This window comes from Pseudomonas syringae pv. cilantro (genome assembly GCF_001293775.1).
GTDB lineage: Bacteria > Pseudomonadota > Gammaproteobacteria > Pseudomonadales > Pseudomonadaceae > Aquipseudomonas > Aquipseudomonas syringae_P.
On sequence record NZ_LGLN01000094.1, the window covers coordinates 8865 to 27120 of the forward strand.

Below are 18256 nucleotides of genomic sequence, written 5' to 3' on the forward strand. Positions count from 1 at the left end.
CCGTCCTGTACGGCTTTGTCGCTGCTGGCGATCATGGCGCCGACCAGATCGGTGTTGCCCCGCACGTTGATGTCGAAACCGTCATCGCCAGCCCTGATGCCCGATTGCTCGGTGACACTGGCGTAGTTGGAGTCGATGTTGGTTGCGCCGAAGTTGCCGCTGGCACCGCTGATGGTGCTCATGCCGGTGCAGAACGGCGGAATGCACAGGCTGACGCCGAAGCCGAGGCTCTTTTCGTCGACCTTGTAGGTGTTGGTGTCCTGCAGGCTTTCGATGTTCAGGTCGCCGCCAACGTTGGCGATGACCTTCTTGCCACTCGCTACAGCACCTTTGATCTGCGTGTCGCCGCCAGACGCCAGCAGCAGCTGATTGCCAGCTTCCACTGTGGTGTTGGTGTGGGTCAGCTCGTCACCGTCAGCCTGACCCTTATTGCCGGTGACGCCCAGGTCCAGGGTAAAGCCGTTTTTGCTGCCGCCCAGCGAGAAGCCGATACCGACGCTGGCGCTGCTGCCTTTGCTGTCGGTGTTTTGCCGGCTGGTGTTGTTGGCGGCCAGCAGGTTGATGTCGCCGTCGGCCATCAGGCTGGCGTCTCGCCCGGCCTTGATCTGGCTGCCTTGTACGGTGATGTCGCTGTCTGCACCGGCGCCGGTCGCGCGCAGACGCACGTCGTTACCGGCGATGATGGTCGACCCGGCGGCGCTGTCGCTGGTCTGGGTGGTTTTGCTTTCGTTTTTCTTGGTGCCCAGCGACAGGCTGATGTTGAGGCCACCTGCCATGTCGGGGTTCATCGCCACCGCAGTGGCGGCGTTGTTACCGCCCAGCAGGACCGTGGCCGCTGCCAGCGCTTTCATGCGCCCGTCGTCGGTTTTCTCCGACGCCTGCTTCATCTGCTGGGTGGTCTGAATGGCGCTGATCACCGGGTTGGTCACGGTCAGGGTGAAACCGGTCTGTTTGAACAGGGTTTCACGCTCGCGCTTGCTGGTGTTGCGGGCTTCGACCACATCGATGGTTTGCCCGGTGATGTCGACACTGCCTTCTGGCGCGGTGACCTGGCTGCCCACCTGGCGGTAGCTTTTGCCCGCTCCGATCAGCACGTCGCCCTTGGTCGACCCCACCGTACTCGCCGCTGCGGTCTGGCTAGTAGTGAGGTCCTTGACGCTCTGCTGCTGCGTCCCGAGTGTGACTGCGATGCCGCCGCCGCTGAACAGGCCGCTTTTCTTCACCGACTTGTCGTGACGTTCGCTGCTGCTCTCGGTCGCGGCTTCGATGTTGATGTTGTTGTCAGCCGCCAGAACGGTCTGGTTGGTGGACACCACGTTGCTGCCGCTGACGTTGATGTCACGACCGGCCTGAACATAGGTTTGCTCGGCACTCAGCGTCGAGCCCTGCGCCTGGGTCTGGTTGACGGTGTCGCGTGTGGTGGTGGTCTTGCTGGAGAACAGGCCGTTCTTGCCTTTGAACTTGTGTGCTTCATCGGCGAACTGGGTGTTTTGTGCAGCCGTCAGATTCACGTCGCGCCCGGCGTCGGCGATGATTGCGCCTTGCTGGCTGGTAACGCTCGCGCCCCGCGCGTTGAGGTCCTGCCCGGCGCTCAGGCGCACATCGCCCTGGCCTTGGACAGTTGAGCCGACTTCGGTCTGGCTTGCGTCCTTGCGCCAGTTGCTGCTGTTCCAGTTGACCGATTGCTGATGGGCTTCGCCAACCGTCGCCAAGTTGATGTTGTTGCCCGCCTGCAGCGACGTGCTGCCGCCCGTACCTGCGTTGACCACTTGGGCGCCGGTCAGGTTGAGGTCTTTGCCAGCGTTGACGTCCATGGTGCCGCCAGCGCCGCTGACGAACAGGCCGGCCACCCGTGACAGGTTGGTTCGCGTGCCCTGAGCGCTGCTGCTGTCGCGACTGCTGGACGCGACGTTGACGTTTTGCCCGGCGTTGATGGCGAGGCTGTCTGTTGCGCCGATCAGGCCGCCGAGGTTGTCGAGGTTTTCCCGGGCCGTCAGCGAGACCTTGTCGGCCTGGATGCGGCCGCCGAGGTTTTCGATGTTCTGCGCGGTAATCGCCATCACGCTGCGCCCGGCCAGGCTGCCGCTGTTGACCAGATCGCCCGCGATGTTCAGGTTCAGGCGTTGCCCGGCAATCAGCGAGCCAGAGCCGTTGAGGTCGCTTTCCTGCACACGCACGTAGACCTGCGGCACCAGCACGTTGCGGGTTTCGCCGCTGGCGAGGGTGACTTTTTTCTGCACCAGCCAGACGATGTCGCTGGTCAGTTGGGCCATTTGCTCGGGAGACAGTTCGACACCCGGCACCAGTTGCCACTGATTGGCGAGGGTGACGGCGTTATCGATCAGCGCCCGGTACTGCGCTTCGTCGTTGGCGTAGCCATCAAGGAAACGTCGGCCGGTGAGTTGCGCGACCTGTTCGCGAATCAGTTTCTGTTCATAGAAGCCATCGCCAAGACGCTGCTGGGTCAGGGCTGGGTCGACTTGCAAGCGTTCCAGCATGTAATCCGAAGACAGCCAGGTGCGATAGCTGGCGAAACGCGGATCAGTTTCGATCAGGTAGTTGCTGGTGGTCTGCGGGTTGGTGGTGAACAGGCTGTTGTTTGGCAATTCAAGGGACGGACCGCCAGTGCGAATCTGCTCGGCCACGCCTTGGGCGTTCTGGGTCGTCTGCGCCGCAACCTGGACAATCGGTGCGACCTGAAAGGTTCGCGCCACGGGTGCGCTGACGGTGCCGGTGGCCGCGATCTGCTGGCCGACCGCCTGAGTGCCGCGCGCGCTGATCTGGGTGCCTGTGCCGCTGACTACCGAGTTTTGCGCGAAGACGGTCGGTTGCAGGGATATTTCCTGAATCAACGGGGCAGGGGTGTAGGCTGCCGTGTTAGAGCCCTGCCGGTCGCGGCCCTTGCGCTGCATGCGGTAAAAGTTGGTAACAGTGCCGCTGTCGACGGTCGTGCGCTCGCCCGACAGTTCGGTGTTGGTCAGGCTGGTCACGTCGGCCTGCAACAGCCCGCCGGCGATGATGCGACTCTTGTCGTTGAGCACATCGCCCGCGCTGATCTGCATCGTCCCGCCAGACAGGATCTGCGCCGGTGCCGAGGTGGCGATCTGGGTTTCGTTCACCACGCGGGTGTAGTCGTAGCGGTTCCAGTTGTCGCGCTGGCCCTCAGGGGTGACCAGGTAATTCACCTCGTCGTTGCGCAGCGAGATCTCGTTGGCTTGATAGCGGTTGGTCGAGCCGGTGAGCTGAAATTCCTGTTCCGGCGTGCGGCTGACTTCTACGTCGCGGGTGCTGAAGTGTTCGTTGGTATTGCGCACGCTTTGTACGTTCAGCGACAGATTGCCGAGCGCTTCGACGGTCGCACTGGCGTTGGTCAGTAATTGAGCGCGGTCCTGAGCGGTGTCGAGAGCGCTGAGGGCGCCGCCGATGGCGAGGTCGCCGGCACTGAAGATCAGCGACTCCTCGCGGTTGTTCAAGGTGCCGGTGCCGATATTCAGCGACTCACGGGCCGCAACGGTCGCGGCGACGCCGTTTTCATCGAGGTTGTTCAATGTGCTGGTGGCTATCGCCAGTTGATCGCCATACAGGCGCGCAGTGCCCAGGTTGTTGAGCGTTGCGGCCTGCACGCGCACTTGCTGGCCATCGATCAGGCCCCGGTTAGTCAGCGTGTCAGCAATGTTCAGGCGAACCTGGCCCGCGCTGATTTCAGCGTTGGCACTGTTGTCGAGTGTCTGGGCATTGACCAGCAGCGCGTTACCCGCCAGTAAACGGCCCGTGTTGTTGAGCGCCCCGGCGGTGTTCAGATCAACGTTATTGTTGGCCTGAATCTGCCCGCTCAGGTCCAGGCCGCTCTGCAAGCTGAAATTGAGGTCACCCAGGCTCAGCGCCCGGCCCGTACCGCTGTAATACGCGGCGTTGAGCGACAACAGTTTGCCCGCAATCAGCGTGCCGTCGAGGTTGTTCACCGATTGGCGACGCTGCGCGGTATCGCGGTCACTGATCGTCAGGTCGCCGGTCGAAGAGATCAGCCCGTTCTGGTTGTTCAGCGTCTGGCTGACGCCCAGCAGCAGGTTTTCATCGGTGCGTACGGCACCGCTCTGGTTGTCGAGGGTGTTGACCGCCAGGTTCATGCTGCGGCCTTCAAGGCCTTGGTTGGTGCCTTGGGTGGCGCTGTTGTCGAGCGCGTCGGTGCTCAGGCTCAATGCGCCGGCACTGCGCACCAGACCGCCCTGATTGTTGAGTGTCTGACCCAGCACCAGCTCGACGTCGCCGAGGCTTTGCAATTGGCCGCCACGGTTGTCCAGTTGTGCGCCTTCGATGTGGACGGTTTTCTCACCAATGATCTGGCCACCGTCGGTGTTGCTCACGTCGCTGACGTTGAGCGACAGGTTGCCCTTGGCGCTCAGAAAGCCGGCACTGTTGTTGATGCTGGCGCTGCGGATGTCCACGGCATCCTGGCCGCTGATGCCTTTGGTGGTGCCCGATTGCAGGTTATTCAGCGCTTGGCTGCCGGTGTCGATGACCAGCTTGCCGGTAGACTGAATCAGGCCCGCAGCGTTGCGCAATTCGCCGCTGCGCAGGTCGAGCGTGGCGCGCGCGTCGAGTGTGCCGTCGCTGTTGTCGGCCAGATTGCCGTTGCTGTTCAGGTTCAGTGCCTGGCCACTGATCACACCGCTGCGGTTATCCAGCCCCTGGGCCGCGACGTCGATGTCACCCTGGGCCTCCAGCCGCCCGCCTGTATTGGTCAGCGCGCCGTTGGTCACGTTGATTGAGAGGCCGGATTGCACCGAGCCCAGCACGCCATTGGTGTTGTTGAACTGCCCGGCGATGATCGCCATGCGCTGGGTCGACGCGAGCGTACCGCCGATGTTGTTCAACTGGCTGAACTGCGCTTGCAGCTCGCCACTGGAGCTGACCGTGCCTTGGGTATTTTCCAGACGGGCGCCGTTCAGTTGCGCGGTGCCGCTGGCCGCCAGCGTGCCGCCACTGTTGTCGATCAGATCACCGGCAGTGACCGTCAGCAGACCGCCGTCAGTGGCGATGACTTTACCGCTCTGGTTGTTCAGCGTGCCGACATTGAGCGCCACAGTGCCTGGGCTGCTGACCTGGCCGCTCTGATTGTCGAATCGCTGGCTGGCGTTGATCTGCAACGGCTGAGCACCGGTTTGCAGAATGCGACCGCGCTGGTTGGACAGGTTGGTCGTGTCTAGGGTGATCTGCCGGCCTTGGGTCAGGCCATCATCGACCACCACATCGGCGGCCTTGATCGACAGCGCGCCGTTGCTGGCAATGCTGCCTGTGTTGCCATCGAGCCGGTTGGCCTGGATATCCAGCGCACCTTGACCGGCGTGTTCAATGTTGCCGCCGCTGTTGTCGACACGGCTGGCACGCAGGCGGGTGTTGTTGGCGTTGGAAGCAATGCGCCCGCTGCGGTTGTCGAGGGTCGCACTGGCGTTGATCGAGGTATCGGCAACGCCGGTCTGCACCAGTTCGCCGCCGACGTTGGACACGTCGCTGGCGTTCAGTTGCACGTTGTCGGCGTTGACGCTGGCGCTGTTAGTGCGCAGGGTTTTCGTCGCGCTGGCCGTGAGGGTCTGGCTGGCGTCGACCCGGCTGCTGCTGAGGTTGGCGTCGCCATTGCTGGCGTTCAGGGAGACATTACGCCCTTGAGTCTGGCTGCCGCTGAGGTCCAGATCATCGGCCTGAACGCTGAGATCGCCTGCCGCAAGGTTCTGACCCTGGGCCTTGACGCTGGTGGCGCGAACAGCCAGGTTGCCGCTGCTGCCCAGTTTGCCGTCCTCGCCTGCGCCCGCTGCCAGGCTTGAACCTTTGGTGCTGCGAATCGCCTTGGCGCTGATGCTGGTCTGATTCTGGCTGGCGATGGTGCCGCTGTTATCGATATCGCCGGAGCTGGTGAGGTTCAGGTCACTTTTGGCGTACAGCGAGCCGCTGTTGTCAACGCTGGTGGCATTGATCCGGGTCGTTGTTGCGCTGCTGATTGCGCCCTGATTCTGCAATTTGCCATCTGCGCTGATGACCACTTCGCCGGCCATGGCACCGATCTGCCCGGCGTTGCGCATGCCGACACCGGACTCGGTGCCCACCAGCATGATCTTCCCGGCGTACATGCCGCCCAGTTGCGCCACGTCGATCGCCACGGCAGGCTTGTCGCCCTCGGCTCCTGCCTGAGGCGTGGCCTGGGTGTTGTCGGCATTGACCTGATTGCGTCCGGCCGTGACCTTCAGATCGTTCGCCCAGATGCCCGCATTGACCTGCACCGTGCGGGCAATCAGGTCGGTGTAATCGGCGTCGCGGGTATCAAGGCCTTTGCCCTGAATAGTGATCGCGCCGCTGTTCACGGTGTAACCGGTGATGGCGCCATTTTCCAGTTGCGCCTGGCCGGTGCTCAGGGTTGCGCGGTTGGCGTTGATGAAGCCGCAACCGTCACAGGTAATGCCGGCCGGGTTGGCGATCACCACTTGGGCGCGCTGCCCCGCGACTTCGACATAGCCCTGAAGCTGGCTGGGATTGCTGGCGTTGACTTCGTTGAGAATGACCCGCGCGTTGCCTTTGGCCATCGCCGCGTTGCCCTCGATCCAGCCACCCAGTTGCGTTTGGCTGTTGGCGCTGCTGTTGTTGAGGATCACGCCACGCTTGTCGACATCGAACTGGTTGTAAGTGTTGCGCGAAACCCCGGCGGCGCTCGGTGCCTGAATATTCACCTGTGGCGTGCCGTTGGCGCTTTCGATCACCGTCGGACGCTGACCCGCCGCAGCCGAAGGATCGGCCACGATGCCCGCTGCCCATGCTGGCACGACGCTCAAGGACACCAACCCGATCGCGGTCATCAACGCAAAGCGCAGCGGCCCCAGCGTCGCGGTGCAACCCGGTGCGACGGCGGCGCGACTGGCGCGGGTGCCCGGTGCCTTGACCTGGCTGGCGACGTTCTCCGCCACCACCATCAAAAGACCGCGTGCCTTGTTGAAAACGATTCGGTACAGGTGCTTGTTCATAGCAATTCCATCTGCGGAGTCAGCCCGCGAAACCAGCGTTTATAAGGGGTCAGGTGACGGTGTAGTGGCGACCGGGTGAGCCGCAAACCAGGCCTTGGCCTGTTCAGGGATCACACCGATGCCCTGGAATGTCTTGATCCGCAGGCCTCGCTCTTCACCGCGGTGATAGAGCGCGCGCCCACATTTGTTGGCGAACAGCTGGCGGTGCAACACGCGCGACAGCGCTGCGCTGTGCCCGAACGGTGCTACCCAGTCGTTGAGCCAGATACGTTCGCCGCTGTTCCAGTCGGCCTCGCTCAGCATCAGCGGCGACTGCTGCAGGTAGCGCCGCTCGGCCGCCTCATCGACGGTGAGCCAGGACAGGTAGCACACCGGTTTGCCGTCTTCGCTGCCGAGCACAAACTGACGATGCTTGAGCGCGGGCAGCAACAATGTCGGCAGGCTGTGCAGCGGCGCATCGCGATGCGCTTTGGAATGCATCCACAGCCACGTGACCGAGCCGAGCACTGCCGCCTCGTTCCACGGCTCATCAATCAGGCCGGGTGCAGTGATGTCTAGCGTTTCGAAGCGCATGGCATGACCTCAGAAGGACCAGATGACGGTAAAGGCGCTGGTCACGTTGGCGGTCTCGAAGCCATCCGGCTTCTTGAGCGGCGTGCCCACCGACCAGTCATAAGACAGACCTTTGTAACCGCCGCGCACGCCGACCACGGCACCAGCCAGGCGCTTGCCGATCAGAAACTGGCTGGCCTGACCGCTGACTTCGCCATAGTCGACCCCGGTGTACAGCTCCTGAACGGTCTGCCCCAACGCGAGGCCGATTTCGTTGCGCAACGTCCAGCCGCGGTCCGCAGACAGGATGTTTTCCCCGTCAAATCCGCGCACGCTGTAGCGTCCGCCAATCGAGAAGCGGTCCTGAGGCACCAGCGGTGTACGGTTCCACTGCGAGCGCCAGCCGCCGATGTAGCGCAGGCGCTGATCGCTGAGGGTGAACGGCACTTGCAGCTGCGCGTCGGCGGTAATGATCTGCGAGCGCGAAGTCCCTGCGCCGGACGGCTCTTCCGGTGCCTGCAACGAGTCATGCGCGCCGGTGCCGCGCCGATAGGCGACCCCGAGGTCAAGAATCGAAGCGCCGATGAATTCACGATGATCGAGGCCGAAATGCCAGCCCGCCATGCGCCGATCCTGGTTGCCGATCTCGGTGTCATCGATGAAGTTTTCCGACGACCGTGTCCAAACGCCGCCCCATGCCGTGGTCTTGCGCACCGCGTCGCGGTACAGCAGGCGCGACAGGCGCAGATCGTTGTTACGGCTCTCGCCACGGTACTGGTAGGTCTGGGTAGCACCTGCGACTGACTGCTCGTAGTTGTACTCGCTGGTGGTGAATGCCAGTTGCCAGTAACCGAAGGGCAGCGAGTAGTGGAACGTATTGCCATCCGAGCCGCGCCGCCCGGACTCGCCGCCGCCCAGGTCGTGGTTGAAGCTGGCGTAGAACAGATCGTTGAGCGACAGCAGGTTGTCCAGAGACAACGACACGTTGCCCTGATATTTGCCTGTGGTCTTGCTGCCCGAGTTATCCACAGACAGGCTCACGCGGGCCGGGAATTGCTGGCTCCACTTGATCACCACATCACTTTCGCCGGGTTTGGCATCCGCCGCACGGGCAGGCGTGATCTGAATGTCGGCCTCAGCGGTCGGCACGCGCTTGAAGTTCTCCAGTGCCTGCTCGATGTCACGCAGGTTGAGCAGATCGCCGGGGTTGGCCGGCATCGCATTCCACAGGTTGGCACGGCGGCTGGTGCCTTCCGCAAAACGAATCTCGCGAATGCGCCCCGGCACTATCGTCAGCACCAGAATCCCGCTGTTCAAATCCTGAGCTTCGGCGAGGACACGAGTGGTGACGTAGCCCGCCTCGATGATCGCGTTCTGCATACGCTTCATCGTCATGTTGATGCCCGCGCCACCCAGGCAACGGCCCACGGCAGGATCATCCTTGGGGTTGGCAGCCTTCAACGCCCACTGAAATTTCTCGGATGCCTCGCCAATCAGGCGAATGTCATTGATGGCAAAGCAAGGCGCCTCTTTTGCAGGCAGACGCGTGCCACCCTCATCCAGCGTCGGTGCCTGAAGACGCACATCGGGCCGCGATTCCAATTGATCACGCAGGGCTCGCTCACGTTCCTGCTGGCGCAGCAACTCCTCTTCAGGCCCGGCCGCCTGGCCCGTAGCGGCCACCAAGAGTGTGCACATTGCCAACGCCGTCAGCGCGAAGTGTCTGGCATTCAATGACGACAAGCGGGTCACCTCCACAAAACGTCGAGCGGGGCTTGGCTTGAGCAGTGGGCAGCGTGCATCCGGGTGCATTTCACATCCTTGTGGGCAGAATCAGAGGCGCAATAAGTGCACCGCCTGGAACGGCAGTGACACTGAAGAAAGAGAAAAAGGTGAGTATTTCGACGTGCAGAAAAAGAAATTTCCTACATGGCGTCGGAGAGTTCAGATAGCGGACCACGCCAAAAGTTTCGTAATGGGTACGCGACTTGATACAAAGTTCAAAAAATGTGACAACTTTCACACGGCCGGTAAGCTATATGAAACGTTCAGGGCCGTGGAATAGAGCGCTGAACGTCCAGAAACGCCGATATTGCGGGAGCATGCGGCCTGTTATCGGCAGGCTGCATACTCATCGTTTCGAATCATCCCGCCGCCTTCTCCGCCGCTCGCGCAGCAAGCATGGCCGCTTCTGTTTCCTGGGTGTGCAGCACGCCTTTATAGGCCAGCTGATTAAAAAACATGCCATCGAATTGTTCTTTCGACGGCGTCGACGTCTTGGGAATAAACAACGCCCCGAGATCCAGCGAGCTGGCGAAGTTCTCCTTGGTCAGGTTGTAACGACCCAGATAACTGCCGCTCCAGGGCGAATCGGCATCGACCAGATCAATGGCCGTTTCCCGATAAGTAGTCGCTGCCGCTTTCAGCCCGCTGGATGCGTTCAACAGCGTGTTCAACTGCTTGGTGTCCGCATCGCTCAACTCACCGGAACTGTTGGTCGCCTTCAAGTTGCCGTCAGCCTCGATCGTGAAACCAAACTTCTTGTCGGCCAGATCCGGATAAACCGACGCCAGCGTCGACTTGAACGCTTCATACGACGTCTTCAACGCCTCCGTCGACGTCCTGTGCTGCGCCGCCATCTGCGGAAACTCAGGCGACTGAGAACGGCCTATCCAGGTCTCGATCACCTCCATTGGCTCCGTCGTGGCAGGAACCTCAGTGCTAGGGTGATAGATGACAGCTGGCGTGTTGGCGGCAGCGTTCTTCAGCGCTTCTTTCTGCGCATCCGTAAGCGGCTTCGGAGTAAGCGTCACGCCAGAATGGGGGAGGGTGATGGTGGGAGATGTATTGTTGCCGGGGGTGAGTGAGATAACCATTTCATCGATCCATGATTGCGGGGTGTAACGAGGGTATCGACGGGGTTGGGGGGAGCTTTAGGCTGGTCACCAGTCAAGCTATTAGGCCTGCCATTTATGCAGGCCCGGTTACCGGGACGCAGAAATCAGATTCGTGATCCTTGCAAGACTTTAAGAGCGGCTGAGGCAAGGAAGGCTGAACGGCTTTTCTCTTCAGGATGGTGCTTTACATACTCATCGATCCTGGTCAGCAAATGACCCGGAAGCGTGATGTTCAGCTTTTCCGCTTTCCCCATGTATTTGGTGACGTCAATGTCCACCAGCGCCCAAGTGCAGCCCTCAAAGTCCGGGTTTTGCGCATGTCGGGTACCAAGGCAGCCAGAGCGCAATGATCGCAGCCTTACCAGGCTTGCGACCAGGCGTATCAATCAACCAGGGCGAGCGGATCACGAACGTGACGCTGGCCGGCACACAGATGGCCATCAAATGGACGACGCAATAAAGCGTAGCGTACAGCGACAATTCCCTGAACTCACTGGCGGCTATCACTTGCCGCGCTTCGCCAAGGTCGTGGCCGTGGCGGATGCGCCGGCCAGTGCCGGACTGTGTGACGACTTCCGACCGCGCTTCTCGGTCGACCTGCAGGTGATGGGGCCAGATGGCGAGATCGATATAGCACTGCCCGTACTGGCCGGCGTGCCACTGCCAATGCCGGTGGGGGGCGATGAAATGGGGTTCTTTGCCTTTCCGGAGGAGGGCACCAGCGTGGTGGTGTGCTTCGCTTATGGCCTGCCGCACAAGCCCTATATCCAGACCATCCTACCGCACGGCCTGGCACTGCCAAAGGTCCCGAAGGGCGACCAGGTGTGGCAGCACAGCGACGCCGTGCAGCAGCGAGTCGACGCGGATGGCAACTGGCTGCGCAAGACCGACGGCAAAATCCAAGACCAGGCGATTGAGCGCGAAGTGGACGCGATGACCAACGCCGAGCGCTTCCAGAGTCACACCAGGACGGTGGACGACCATTCGACTGAGTCAGTGGGGGGCGTGAAGAGGATCGAGGCCCTGGGCGCGCTCAAGCTGCTGTCCGGCGGATCCGCCAGCCTGGCGGCAGTGGACGACTTGCACCAGGCAACCGGGCGCGATCTGAACCTGGTGGTCGGCCAGAAGCACAACGCCACGGTGGGGGGGGACATGCACGAGCGGATTCAGGGGCTGCGTGAAAGCATCACCGGTAAAAGCCAGCGTTTTCAGGCACCTAAAAGCTGGGTCGGGTCCAGCACTGTGAACATCTTTCAGGTGGTGTGTGACCTGCTCGATCTGGTTCAGGACATGAACACCCAGCTTGCTGCTCACACTCATGGTACGTCTCCGTTGCCTAACAATGCAGCCGCATTTGCAACAGACGCAGGCAACGCTGCAGTGCTGCTTCTGCAGCTAAAGGCGGCTACCTATTAGACTCTGTACGAAAAGTCGCTGCGCTCGCTGACTTTTCATACAGAGCAAAGCTTGTTATCGATAGAGCATTGCGTGAGGGACCTGCCACGCTAGGCGCTGATTGAAATAACTAAGCGGCATTGTTATGTCAGGTCCTTGGCGAGGATCGTGGAAAATCACTGACGAAGTGTGTGAGTCTACACCTGTGAGGACTGACATATGCCAGCTGTTATTGGGAGTCTTCCACCCAAAAATTATTGGACCATGCTTGTAGAGGAGTTCTCCAAGTTCTTCGTGTGAAAAGTGCTCGCTTGCGGGTAAGTCTACTTTAGTCAAACCTTCATTTTGGATAAACCGTTCGACGTCAGAGAAGTCCTGTAGACCAGAGTGTCCGGAGCGCTGATCGTAGAGTTCAGGTAATCCTAATCGAGGCCCTGCCTCAACGGAATGTCCTACCATTCTTGCACAGGCATACCAACATCCCATTCGCTCATTTCCTTGGGAGACGTAGGGTACGTGCGTTAAACGAAACATTGGCCGCTCAACTGAAGTGGATGTCGAATTTGAATATTCAGCGTTTGAGCTTGAGCTTTCGGCCCCGTGCCTAGATGATTTTTTCTTAAAGAATCCTCCAAAAGCAGGGGGATCTATTTTTTGCCTTCCTAGTATTGTCTTAGGGACCCTCTGAAAAAGCCCTTTTTTTGGAGAGAAACCGGGCTGGAGCGCCTGTATTTACTGGCTTCTATTTTTGAAGAAGAGGCTTTTTCAGACCTTCCTTAGAGGAGAGCAATGCACGGGTTTCAGGATTTACTAAATTTTTTTTAATCGTTGCATTATCGCCGGTAGCAGAAGCCACTCTTTTTTGATTAGCTGGCTTGGAATCGGGCGGCGAAGGCACGTCATGGCTGGACGGAATATGACTCATCACACTGTGCACAATTTTCATGATCCACCTACGGTAGCTTAATGGGTGATGAGTCAGTGGTCGCAAACGTCGAAAGGTTCCACGTCCAGCTTCGTACATTCATGAGAAAATTTGAAATTTTTGTCCTGCGTATTACTGAACTGCTGTTTGCGTTCGTAGCAAAATACGGTGTTTTCGGTAACTCGTTTTATAGGAGTGTTCCGCCTCCATTGCGCAGCCGCTCGGATGTTCTACCGCCGACTGCCCGCAGCATGAACCTGACATGATAAATTTTATCGCTGCATATTTTTGTATGTCGAACAGTTTGGTTGGTTTTTGATATCTATCCAGAAAATTATATAAAATAGAATGTTCATGTTCGAAAGATTACTTCGTGTAAGAGTTTAAGTGCTTGCGCATCGCATAAAATAGCTACCTCTTATGCTGATTGCTTCCGTCTATCTGGCTACACTTTTTATATAGCTACAATAGTTTGGGGTGGGGCGAGCTTGCTACTAGTTTTAGATGAAGTAACCGAATCAGCTCAGTAAGTCGAGGTCAGAAAACTATGCTCAGAAAGAAAAAAGTGAAGGAAAAGCACTTATCCCCCTCCCGCCGACGGGCTTCGTGTCCGTTTTTTTTGCAAATCTCGATGCAGTGCAATAGCCCTTCAAGCCCAAGCGGGCCGCGGGCCTCTGGGGCTGATCAGCCATTTCACAGAGTGCAAAGTTTTGCAGAGGAATGCAGTGGGATTGCACAGTGGACCTTGGAAAGGCATTCAGGAGTTCCGTGCAGAAGCCCCCGGTTTTGCTGGGTGAAAAACTAAAAAAGACCCTGAGGCCAAGGTTTTCGAAATCAGGGTCGATCAAATCGTAGACCGATTTCGATCACAGCCTCGTTCGCAGTGGATGGGCTGGAAGCCTTGAGCGACAAGGCTTGTAGGTCAGTTTGGAGGTTTCACTGCGTTACACAGTCATTCGCGGGCTTGAAAAACCATGCACCTGACTGTTTTCTTCAATAAAACACTGGCCACGTTCTTGTTGGCCTCGACGAATTTCGGCTTAACGGACTCGGTTAGAAATCTGCGGAGAGATGAGTCGACCTGTATCCCGCAACCATGCTTGTCCAGACGTGATTGCAGATCTTTGAAGTTGATCGCGAGCAACGACTCGGGTGCCGCCGAATGGTTGTACTGTTCGCCTTTGCCATCCAGTAGGTCGAGTGCTGACCAGAATGGAATCAATGCGTCCTCAGCTGACTGTTCGGGCAAGCCAATGGTATCGAGGGCTGGTATCGGCATGCAGAGCAGCGCAGAAAAATGGGCGAGCTGGTCATAGATCGCCGAACGAAGCGCGGTGCTTCTGGTTCGATTCAACTCCCTCAGGAGGAAAACTCGATGGCGGGACAACGCGATCTGGTCAGTGACGCATAAATCCTCGGACATGTTTATCTCCTATGCCCCGAGCGGGTCGATGGCGCTGAAATGTGACCGGAACGTGGGATTTCGTTCTGAAAATGGGGGTGGGGTAAAAAAAATAGCGATATTAGCTAGATGCGAGGAAAAAGGGGTTGGAGGCCCCGGTTTTGCTGGGTCGTTCATATAGCAGGGGGTAGCGATATGGTAGCTATATGAATAGCGATATTTTACCAAACCCCCGGAATCATTGGGTTTTAAGGAAGGTAAATATTACTGTTCATAAAGGTAATATTATCGCCTTCATATCGCTTCAATATCGCTATTTCCCGAAAACGCTGAGAGCCTTGATTTACAAGGGCTGTAGCCGTTTTCAGCAACGCATATTACTAATATCGCTCTTTTTTTCTGCCCCAACAAATTTTGAGACGCTGCCCTTCGGTGGGCTGCTTGGGGAGGTGCGGACGTGTGTTGGCGTGTGCGCTTTTACCGGCGCGAGTAATCACGTCTTAGGCCTGGTCAGGCACAGTGAAAGGATGGCTTGTTACGTGGCTTGTTACGTGTACCGCAAAAAACAAGGGCCTGCATCGCTGCAAGCCCTTGATTTATATGGTGCCGGCACCAGGAGTCGAACCCGGGACCTACTGATTACAAGTCAGTTGCTCTACCAACTGAGCTATACCGGCGTAATGGGCTGCGAGTATATAGCTTCTGATGCGCTTGTAAACCCTAGCTGTCTGATTCAGTTGAAAAAAATTGACCGTTGGCGCCCCAGGTCAGATGTGGGCGGGTGGTTGTGCAGGACGTTTCCGTTGGTTTTGGGGGATTGGTCTGTTTGCTGTGTGCGATTGCTGGGCTTTTGAGTGGTGATTTTGTCTTTTGGATAGGAAGGCACAGCATCAAGAGGCAGTCGATTTTTAACCCGGCCGCGCAAACCGCTGCGTTCAGCGCTGGTGGCGATTTGGGGCATTATCAGGACCTGAGCAAGGCAAAGCGTTTTTGGGCGGTTGCGCAGGGTCGGGGCTTTCCCTAGGCTTGTTCTCAACGGCCCGGCTACTGAGTCAGCAGCACAGGTCGTTAGCTTTTCAGCCAAGTAGATAAAGGACTATCTCATGAGTGGCACGATGGATCGTAACCGGGCTTCGGGTGTTGTATGCCGCAGGCTGGTCATTCACTGAAGAGTGTGTTGACGTAAATTTGTATCGCGTCTGGCCCTCAGGGCTTTGCGCAAGGTGGGGCTGAGGATTGCTGTCTGAATCGCATGAATGTGCGTCTGGACGCTCACGAAAGCTTCATCGACGTTTAAAGAAATGCCCGAATCCTGTGGATTCGGGCATTTTCTTGTGCGCTGGTTCCGGTTTTTCGGTTTGCGTGGCATTCGCATTGGAGTTCGGTGTTTCATGGCCGATACAGGTGTATCAAAAATGGCAGTCGGCCATGGACAGCAAGTGCAATGCAGAGAACACCCACGCATTACGAGCTGCTGAGTGTTGCTCGCGATGCCTCTCCTGAGCAGATCAAGAAGGCTTATCGCAAGCTGGCGCAGAAGCTGCACCCGGACAGGAATTCCGATCCTTACGCCTCGGAGATGATGGGCGTCGTCAATGCATCTCATGATGTGCTGGCGGATGCCGGACGGCGCGCGGCTTATGACGCGCAACTCGCTGCCGACGAGAATAAAGCGCGTGTGGAAGCGGCTCGTCGCAGACAGGCGCAGGCCGCAAAAGGGCAGAAGGTGCATGTTTATGGTTCGGCAGTGGCTCAGGCTCCCGCTGCGCCTCAACGTACCGCTCAGCCTGGAACGGCCGCTAGCGCTTCGTCATCCCCTCGATCACCGTCCAGTGACAAGCGTCGCCGCAGTGCGTGGCGCTGGGCGCTGCTGTTTGTGGTTTTCTGCGCGGGCGGGGCGTGGATGGGGTACGACCCTGGGGCCGGCAAGTCGTTTGTGCCGGCCGAATCGCTCTCGGTTGCACACACGCGGGTCAAGCCTGTGCCTGTTGTTCCGGTTGAAGAGCCTGTGGCCAGCCTGGTAAAGCCGGTTGATCCGGCGGCGTCCGAGTGCGGAGTGCCAGCACTGGACCCGCTGGGCGCACCCTGGGCTGATAAGCCGGGTTATGTGAAGGACATGCCGTTGCTCAAAGACAGCGGCTGGTCGCAGATCACGGTGGATAACACGGCTGGTGAGTCAGCCGTGTATGCCAAGGTCACGGACGCGGTGGGGCGCAAGGACTTTCGGCATGCGTATGTTCCGGCCGGGGCGACGTTTACGTTCAGCAAGATGAACCCCGGGCTGTATCTGCTCAAGTACAAGATGCTGAACACTGGCTGCGCTTTTGCGTCGGGGCGTATTTTGCTGGAGGAGACGCCGATGGGCAGTCAGATCAAGTCCAGCGCCTACAAGCTGACGTTGCGCAAGCTGGCGAATCGCAGTGTGCTGTTTGTCCGGTTGAAGGATGACCAGTTTTAAAGGCGTAACAACGCAGAATCCATGGGTTCACCTGCCTGCACACTCTCTGAAATCCAACGCCAAAACCGCTTCGCGCAGTGTGCGTCGTGTGCACGATTCGGGCGCGGAAAACGCCCGTGCCAGAGCCTTTACCAAATCTTTATGCACAATTGCACTATAAAGATTTGCGCGCGTGACCAGATAGGTGCAGTTGGGCCGAGTCAAGCGCAAACCACTGTTTTTGCGGGTTAACGGAAGGTTGGCGGAAAAAAATAAGTGGCTTCAGTAACTGGCGCGCCAAGCTTTAACGCACTCATCCACATTTTCATCAACAGACTTATCCACAGGTTGCTCAAACGTTTTACATCACGCTTTTCGAGCCAGAATCAGCAGGTTGCGAGGGGTAAGCTGGCTGTCACAGAAAGTGCCAACGCGAACGCTATAACCCTGCTCTCGCACATACATTGCGCGGTCCAGCACCAGCCAGACTTCCAGTGGGCGTCGAAACAGGTTTCGCAGCAGTTCCAGGTTGCGCACTTCTGCCAGTCGTCGCCAGCCGTCGGCCTCCCATTGCGCCCAGTCCTGCTTGCCTAGTGCCGGCAGGTTTTTCAGATTCGCCAGATGAGCGCAATAGTCGGCGTAGGGCGCGTCCAGCCATGACGTCGGCAGTGAAGGCGTGGGCAGATAATCATCAATGCCACGCAGGCCGCGCTGTAGCAGGTCGAAGCCCAGGCGGCGGGCCATCGAGGTGTCGCGTTGACGGCGTACGCGGGCGCCTGCCGTCACGGTTTCGCTCAGCGGCAGGCCAAGCTCGTCTCGCGACAGCTTCAGCCCCGAGGCCTTGCCTTCGCTGGACAGCGGCTGATAGATGTCGTGTCGGGTGCGGTTGTAACAGCATGGCGCGATTGCGATGTGCTGGCAGCCGGTCTGGCTGGCCAGTTCCATCAACTGAATGTGCAGATCGCCGCAGGCATGCAGCGCGACAGGCGTGTGATGCGCGTGCAGACAGCGCCAGGCGTCATCGGCCATCACGTCCTGTCGCATATGCTTCGCGTCGATGCCTTGTCGGGCACTCAGGGTCAGGCCTGCTTCGATCAGCCCAGGGTCTTGCTCAAGGCACGTGAGGCTCTGGTCGTTTCCGGTCAGGCGACGCCCCAGGTGACCTTTGCCTGCGCACCAGTCCAGCCAGTGAGTCGTGCTGTCGCGCATGTCGAGATGGCTGGCGAACGCTTCGATCTGCTGCCATTTGCGGCCAGGCACCTCGACGCTCATTCGCACATCGACGGGCTCGAGAGGCGTAACAGGCAGCTCCGCGAGATGGCTCAAGGCGACCGCTTCTGCAGCCAGTTGAGTGAAGGGGAAAGGCGCGTCGAGCTGTTCCGGGTGATTGTGTGCAGCTTCGGCCTGCTCCAGCGTGCGATGTCGCAGCCAGTTCGCCAGTTCCGGGTATTTGTCTTCCCATGGCAGGCGCAGGTGCGTGAATGGTTTCGGCCGCCACAAGGCCTGATGCGCGAACAGGAAGCTGTCCAGCGCACCGAAGTGGCTGCCAAAATGTTCATCCTGTAAGCATGGATCTACGGGCATATCAGTGGTTTCGCGTGACGAGGTACTGGCGGGGGTGATGCCAGCATCCTTCAT

10 protein-coding genes, 1 tRNA gene and 1 pseudogene are annotated in these 18256 nt (G+C 58.9%); 2 read left to right on the top strand and 10 right to left on the bottom strand.

The window, feature by feature from the left end:
- From ABJ99_RS25215 to ABJ99_RS27880, 5 genes and pseudogenes are all read right to left on the bottom strand, one after another.
- Nucleotides 1–7010 (bottom strand): hemagglutinin repeat-containing protein (locus ABJ99_RS25215; RefSeq protein WP_230081095.1); only part of this gene is annotated, 7010 nt, incomplete at its 3' end.
- A 39-nt stretch (nt 7011–7049) separates the two neighbouring features.
- Nucleotides 7050–7583, bottom strand: coding sequence for a toxin-activating lysine-acyltransferase (locus ABJ99_RS25220; protein ID WP_054088114.1), 534 nt, complete (start codon nt 7581–7583; stop codon nt 7050–7052).
- Between the two features lie 9 nt (nt 7584–7592).
- Entirely contained in the window at nt 7593–9260 is a 1668-nt protein-coding gene (locus tag ABJ99_RS25225) for a ShlB/FhaC/HecB family hemolysin secretion/activation protein (protein ID WP_154864510.1), read from the bottom strand.
- Between the two features lie 446 nt (nt 9261–9706).
- Nucleotides 9707–10438, bottom strand: coding sequence for a hypothetical protein (locus ABJ99_RS25230; protein ID WP_054088116.1), 732 nt, complete (start codon nt 10436–10438; stop codon nt 9707–9709).
- Nucleotides 10439–10563: 125 nt separating this feature from the next.
- Nucleotides 10564–10785, bottom strand: a pseudogene (locus tag ABJ99_RS27880) (type II toxin-antitoxin system HicB family antitoxin); the annotation flags it as partial.
- Between the two features lie 118 nt (nt 10786–10903).
- Between ABJ99_RS27880 and ABJ99_RS28510 the strand changes: the two are divergent.
- Nucleotides 10904–11875 carry a hypothetical protein gene (locus ABJ99_RS28510; protein WP_054088117.1) on the top strand — a complete coding sequence of 324 codons (972 nt, stop codon included), beginning with the start codon at nt 10904–10906 and terminating at the stop codon, nt 11873–11875.
- Nucleotides 11876–11929: 54 nt separating this feature from the next.
- Here ABJ99_RS28510 and ABJ99_RS27890 read toward each other — a convergent pair whose 3' ends face one another.
- From ABJ99_RS27890 to ABJ99_RS25245, 4 genes are all read right to left on the bottom strand, one after another.
- Nucleotides 11930–12388: a papain-like cysteine protease family protein gene (locus ABJ99_RS27890; RefSeq protein ID WP_080378320.1), complete on the bottom strand. Its 459-nt coding sequence runs from the start codon at nt 12386–12388 to the stop codon at nt 11930–11932.
- 208 nt (nt 12389–12596) lie between these two features.
- Complete coding sequence (locus ABJ99_RS28515) at nt 12597–12800, bottom strand: hypothetical protein (RefSeq protein WP_147461861.1); 204 nt, start codon at nt 12798–12800, stop codon at nt 12597–12599.
- 931 nt (nt 12801–13731) lie between these two features.
- Nucleotides 13732–14202, bottom strand: a complete 471-nt coding sequence (locus tag ABJ99_RS25240) for a hypothetical protein (RefSeq protein ID WP_054088118.1) — start codon at nt 14200–14202, stop codon at nt 13732–13734.
- 580 nt (nt 14203–14782) lie between these two features.
- Nucleotides 14783–14858, bottom strand: a tRNA-Thr gene (locus tag ABJ99_RS25245).
- Nucleotides 14859–15625: 767 nt separating this feature from the next.
- Between ABJ99_RS25245 and ABJ99_RS25250 the strand changes: the two genes are divergently transcribed.
- The gene (locus ABJ99_RS25250) at nt 15626–16639 is read left to right on the top strand and encodes a J domain-containing protein (protein ID WP_054088119.1); all 1014 of its coding nucleotides are present in this window, start codon (nt 15626–15628) and stop codon (nt 16637–16639) included.
- A gap of 345 nt (nt 16640–16984) precedes the next feature.
- On the opposite strand, the gene ABJ99_RS25255 is transcribed toward ABJ99_RS25250, so the two are convergent.
- The gene (locus ABJ99_RS25255; RefSeq protein ID WP_054088120.1) at nt 16985–18256 is read right to left on the bottom strand and encodes a methyltransferase; all 1272 of its coding nucleotides are present in this window, start codon (nt 18254–18256) and stop codon (nt 16985–16987) included.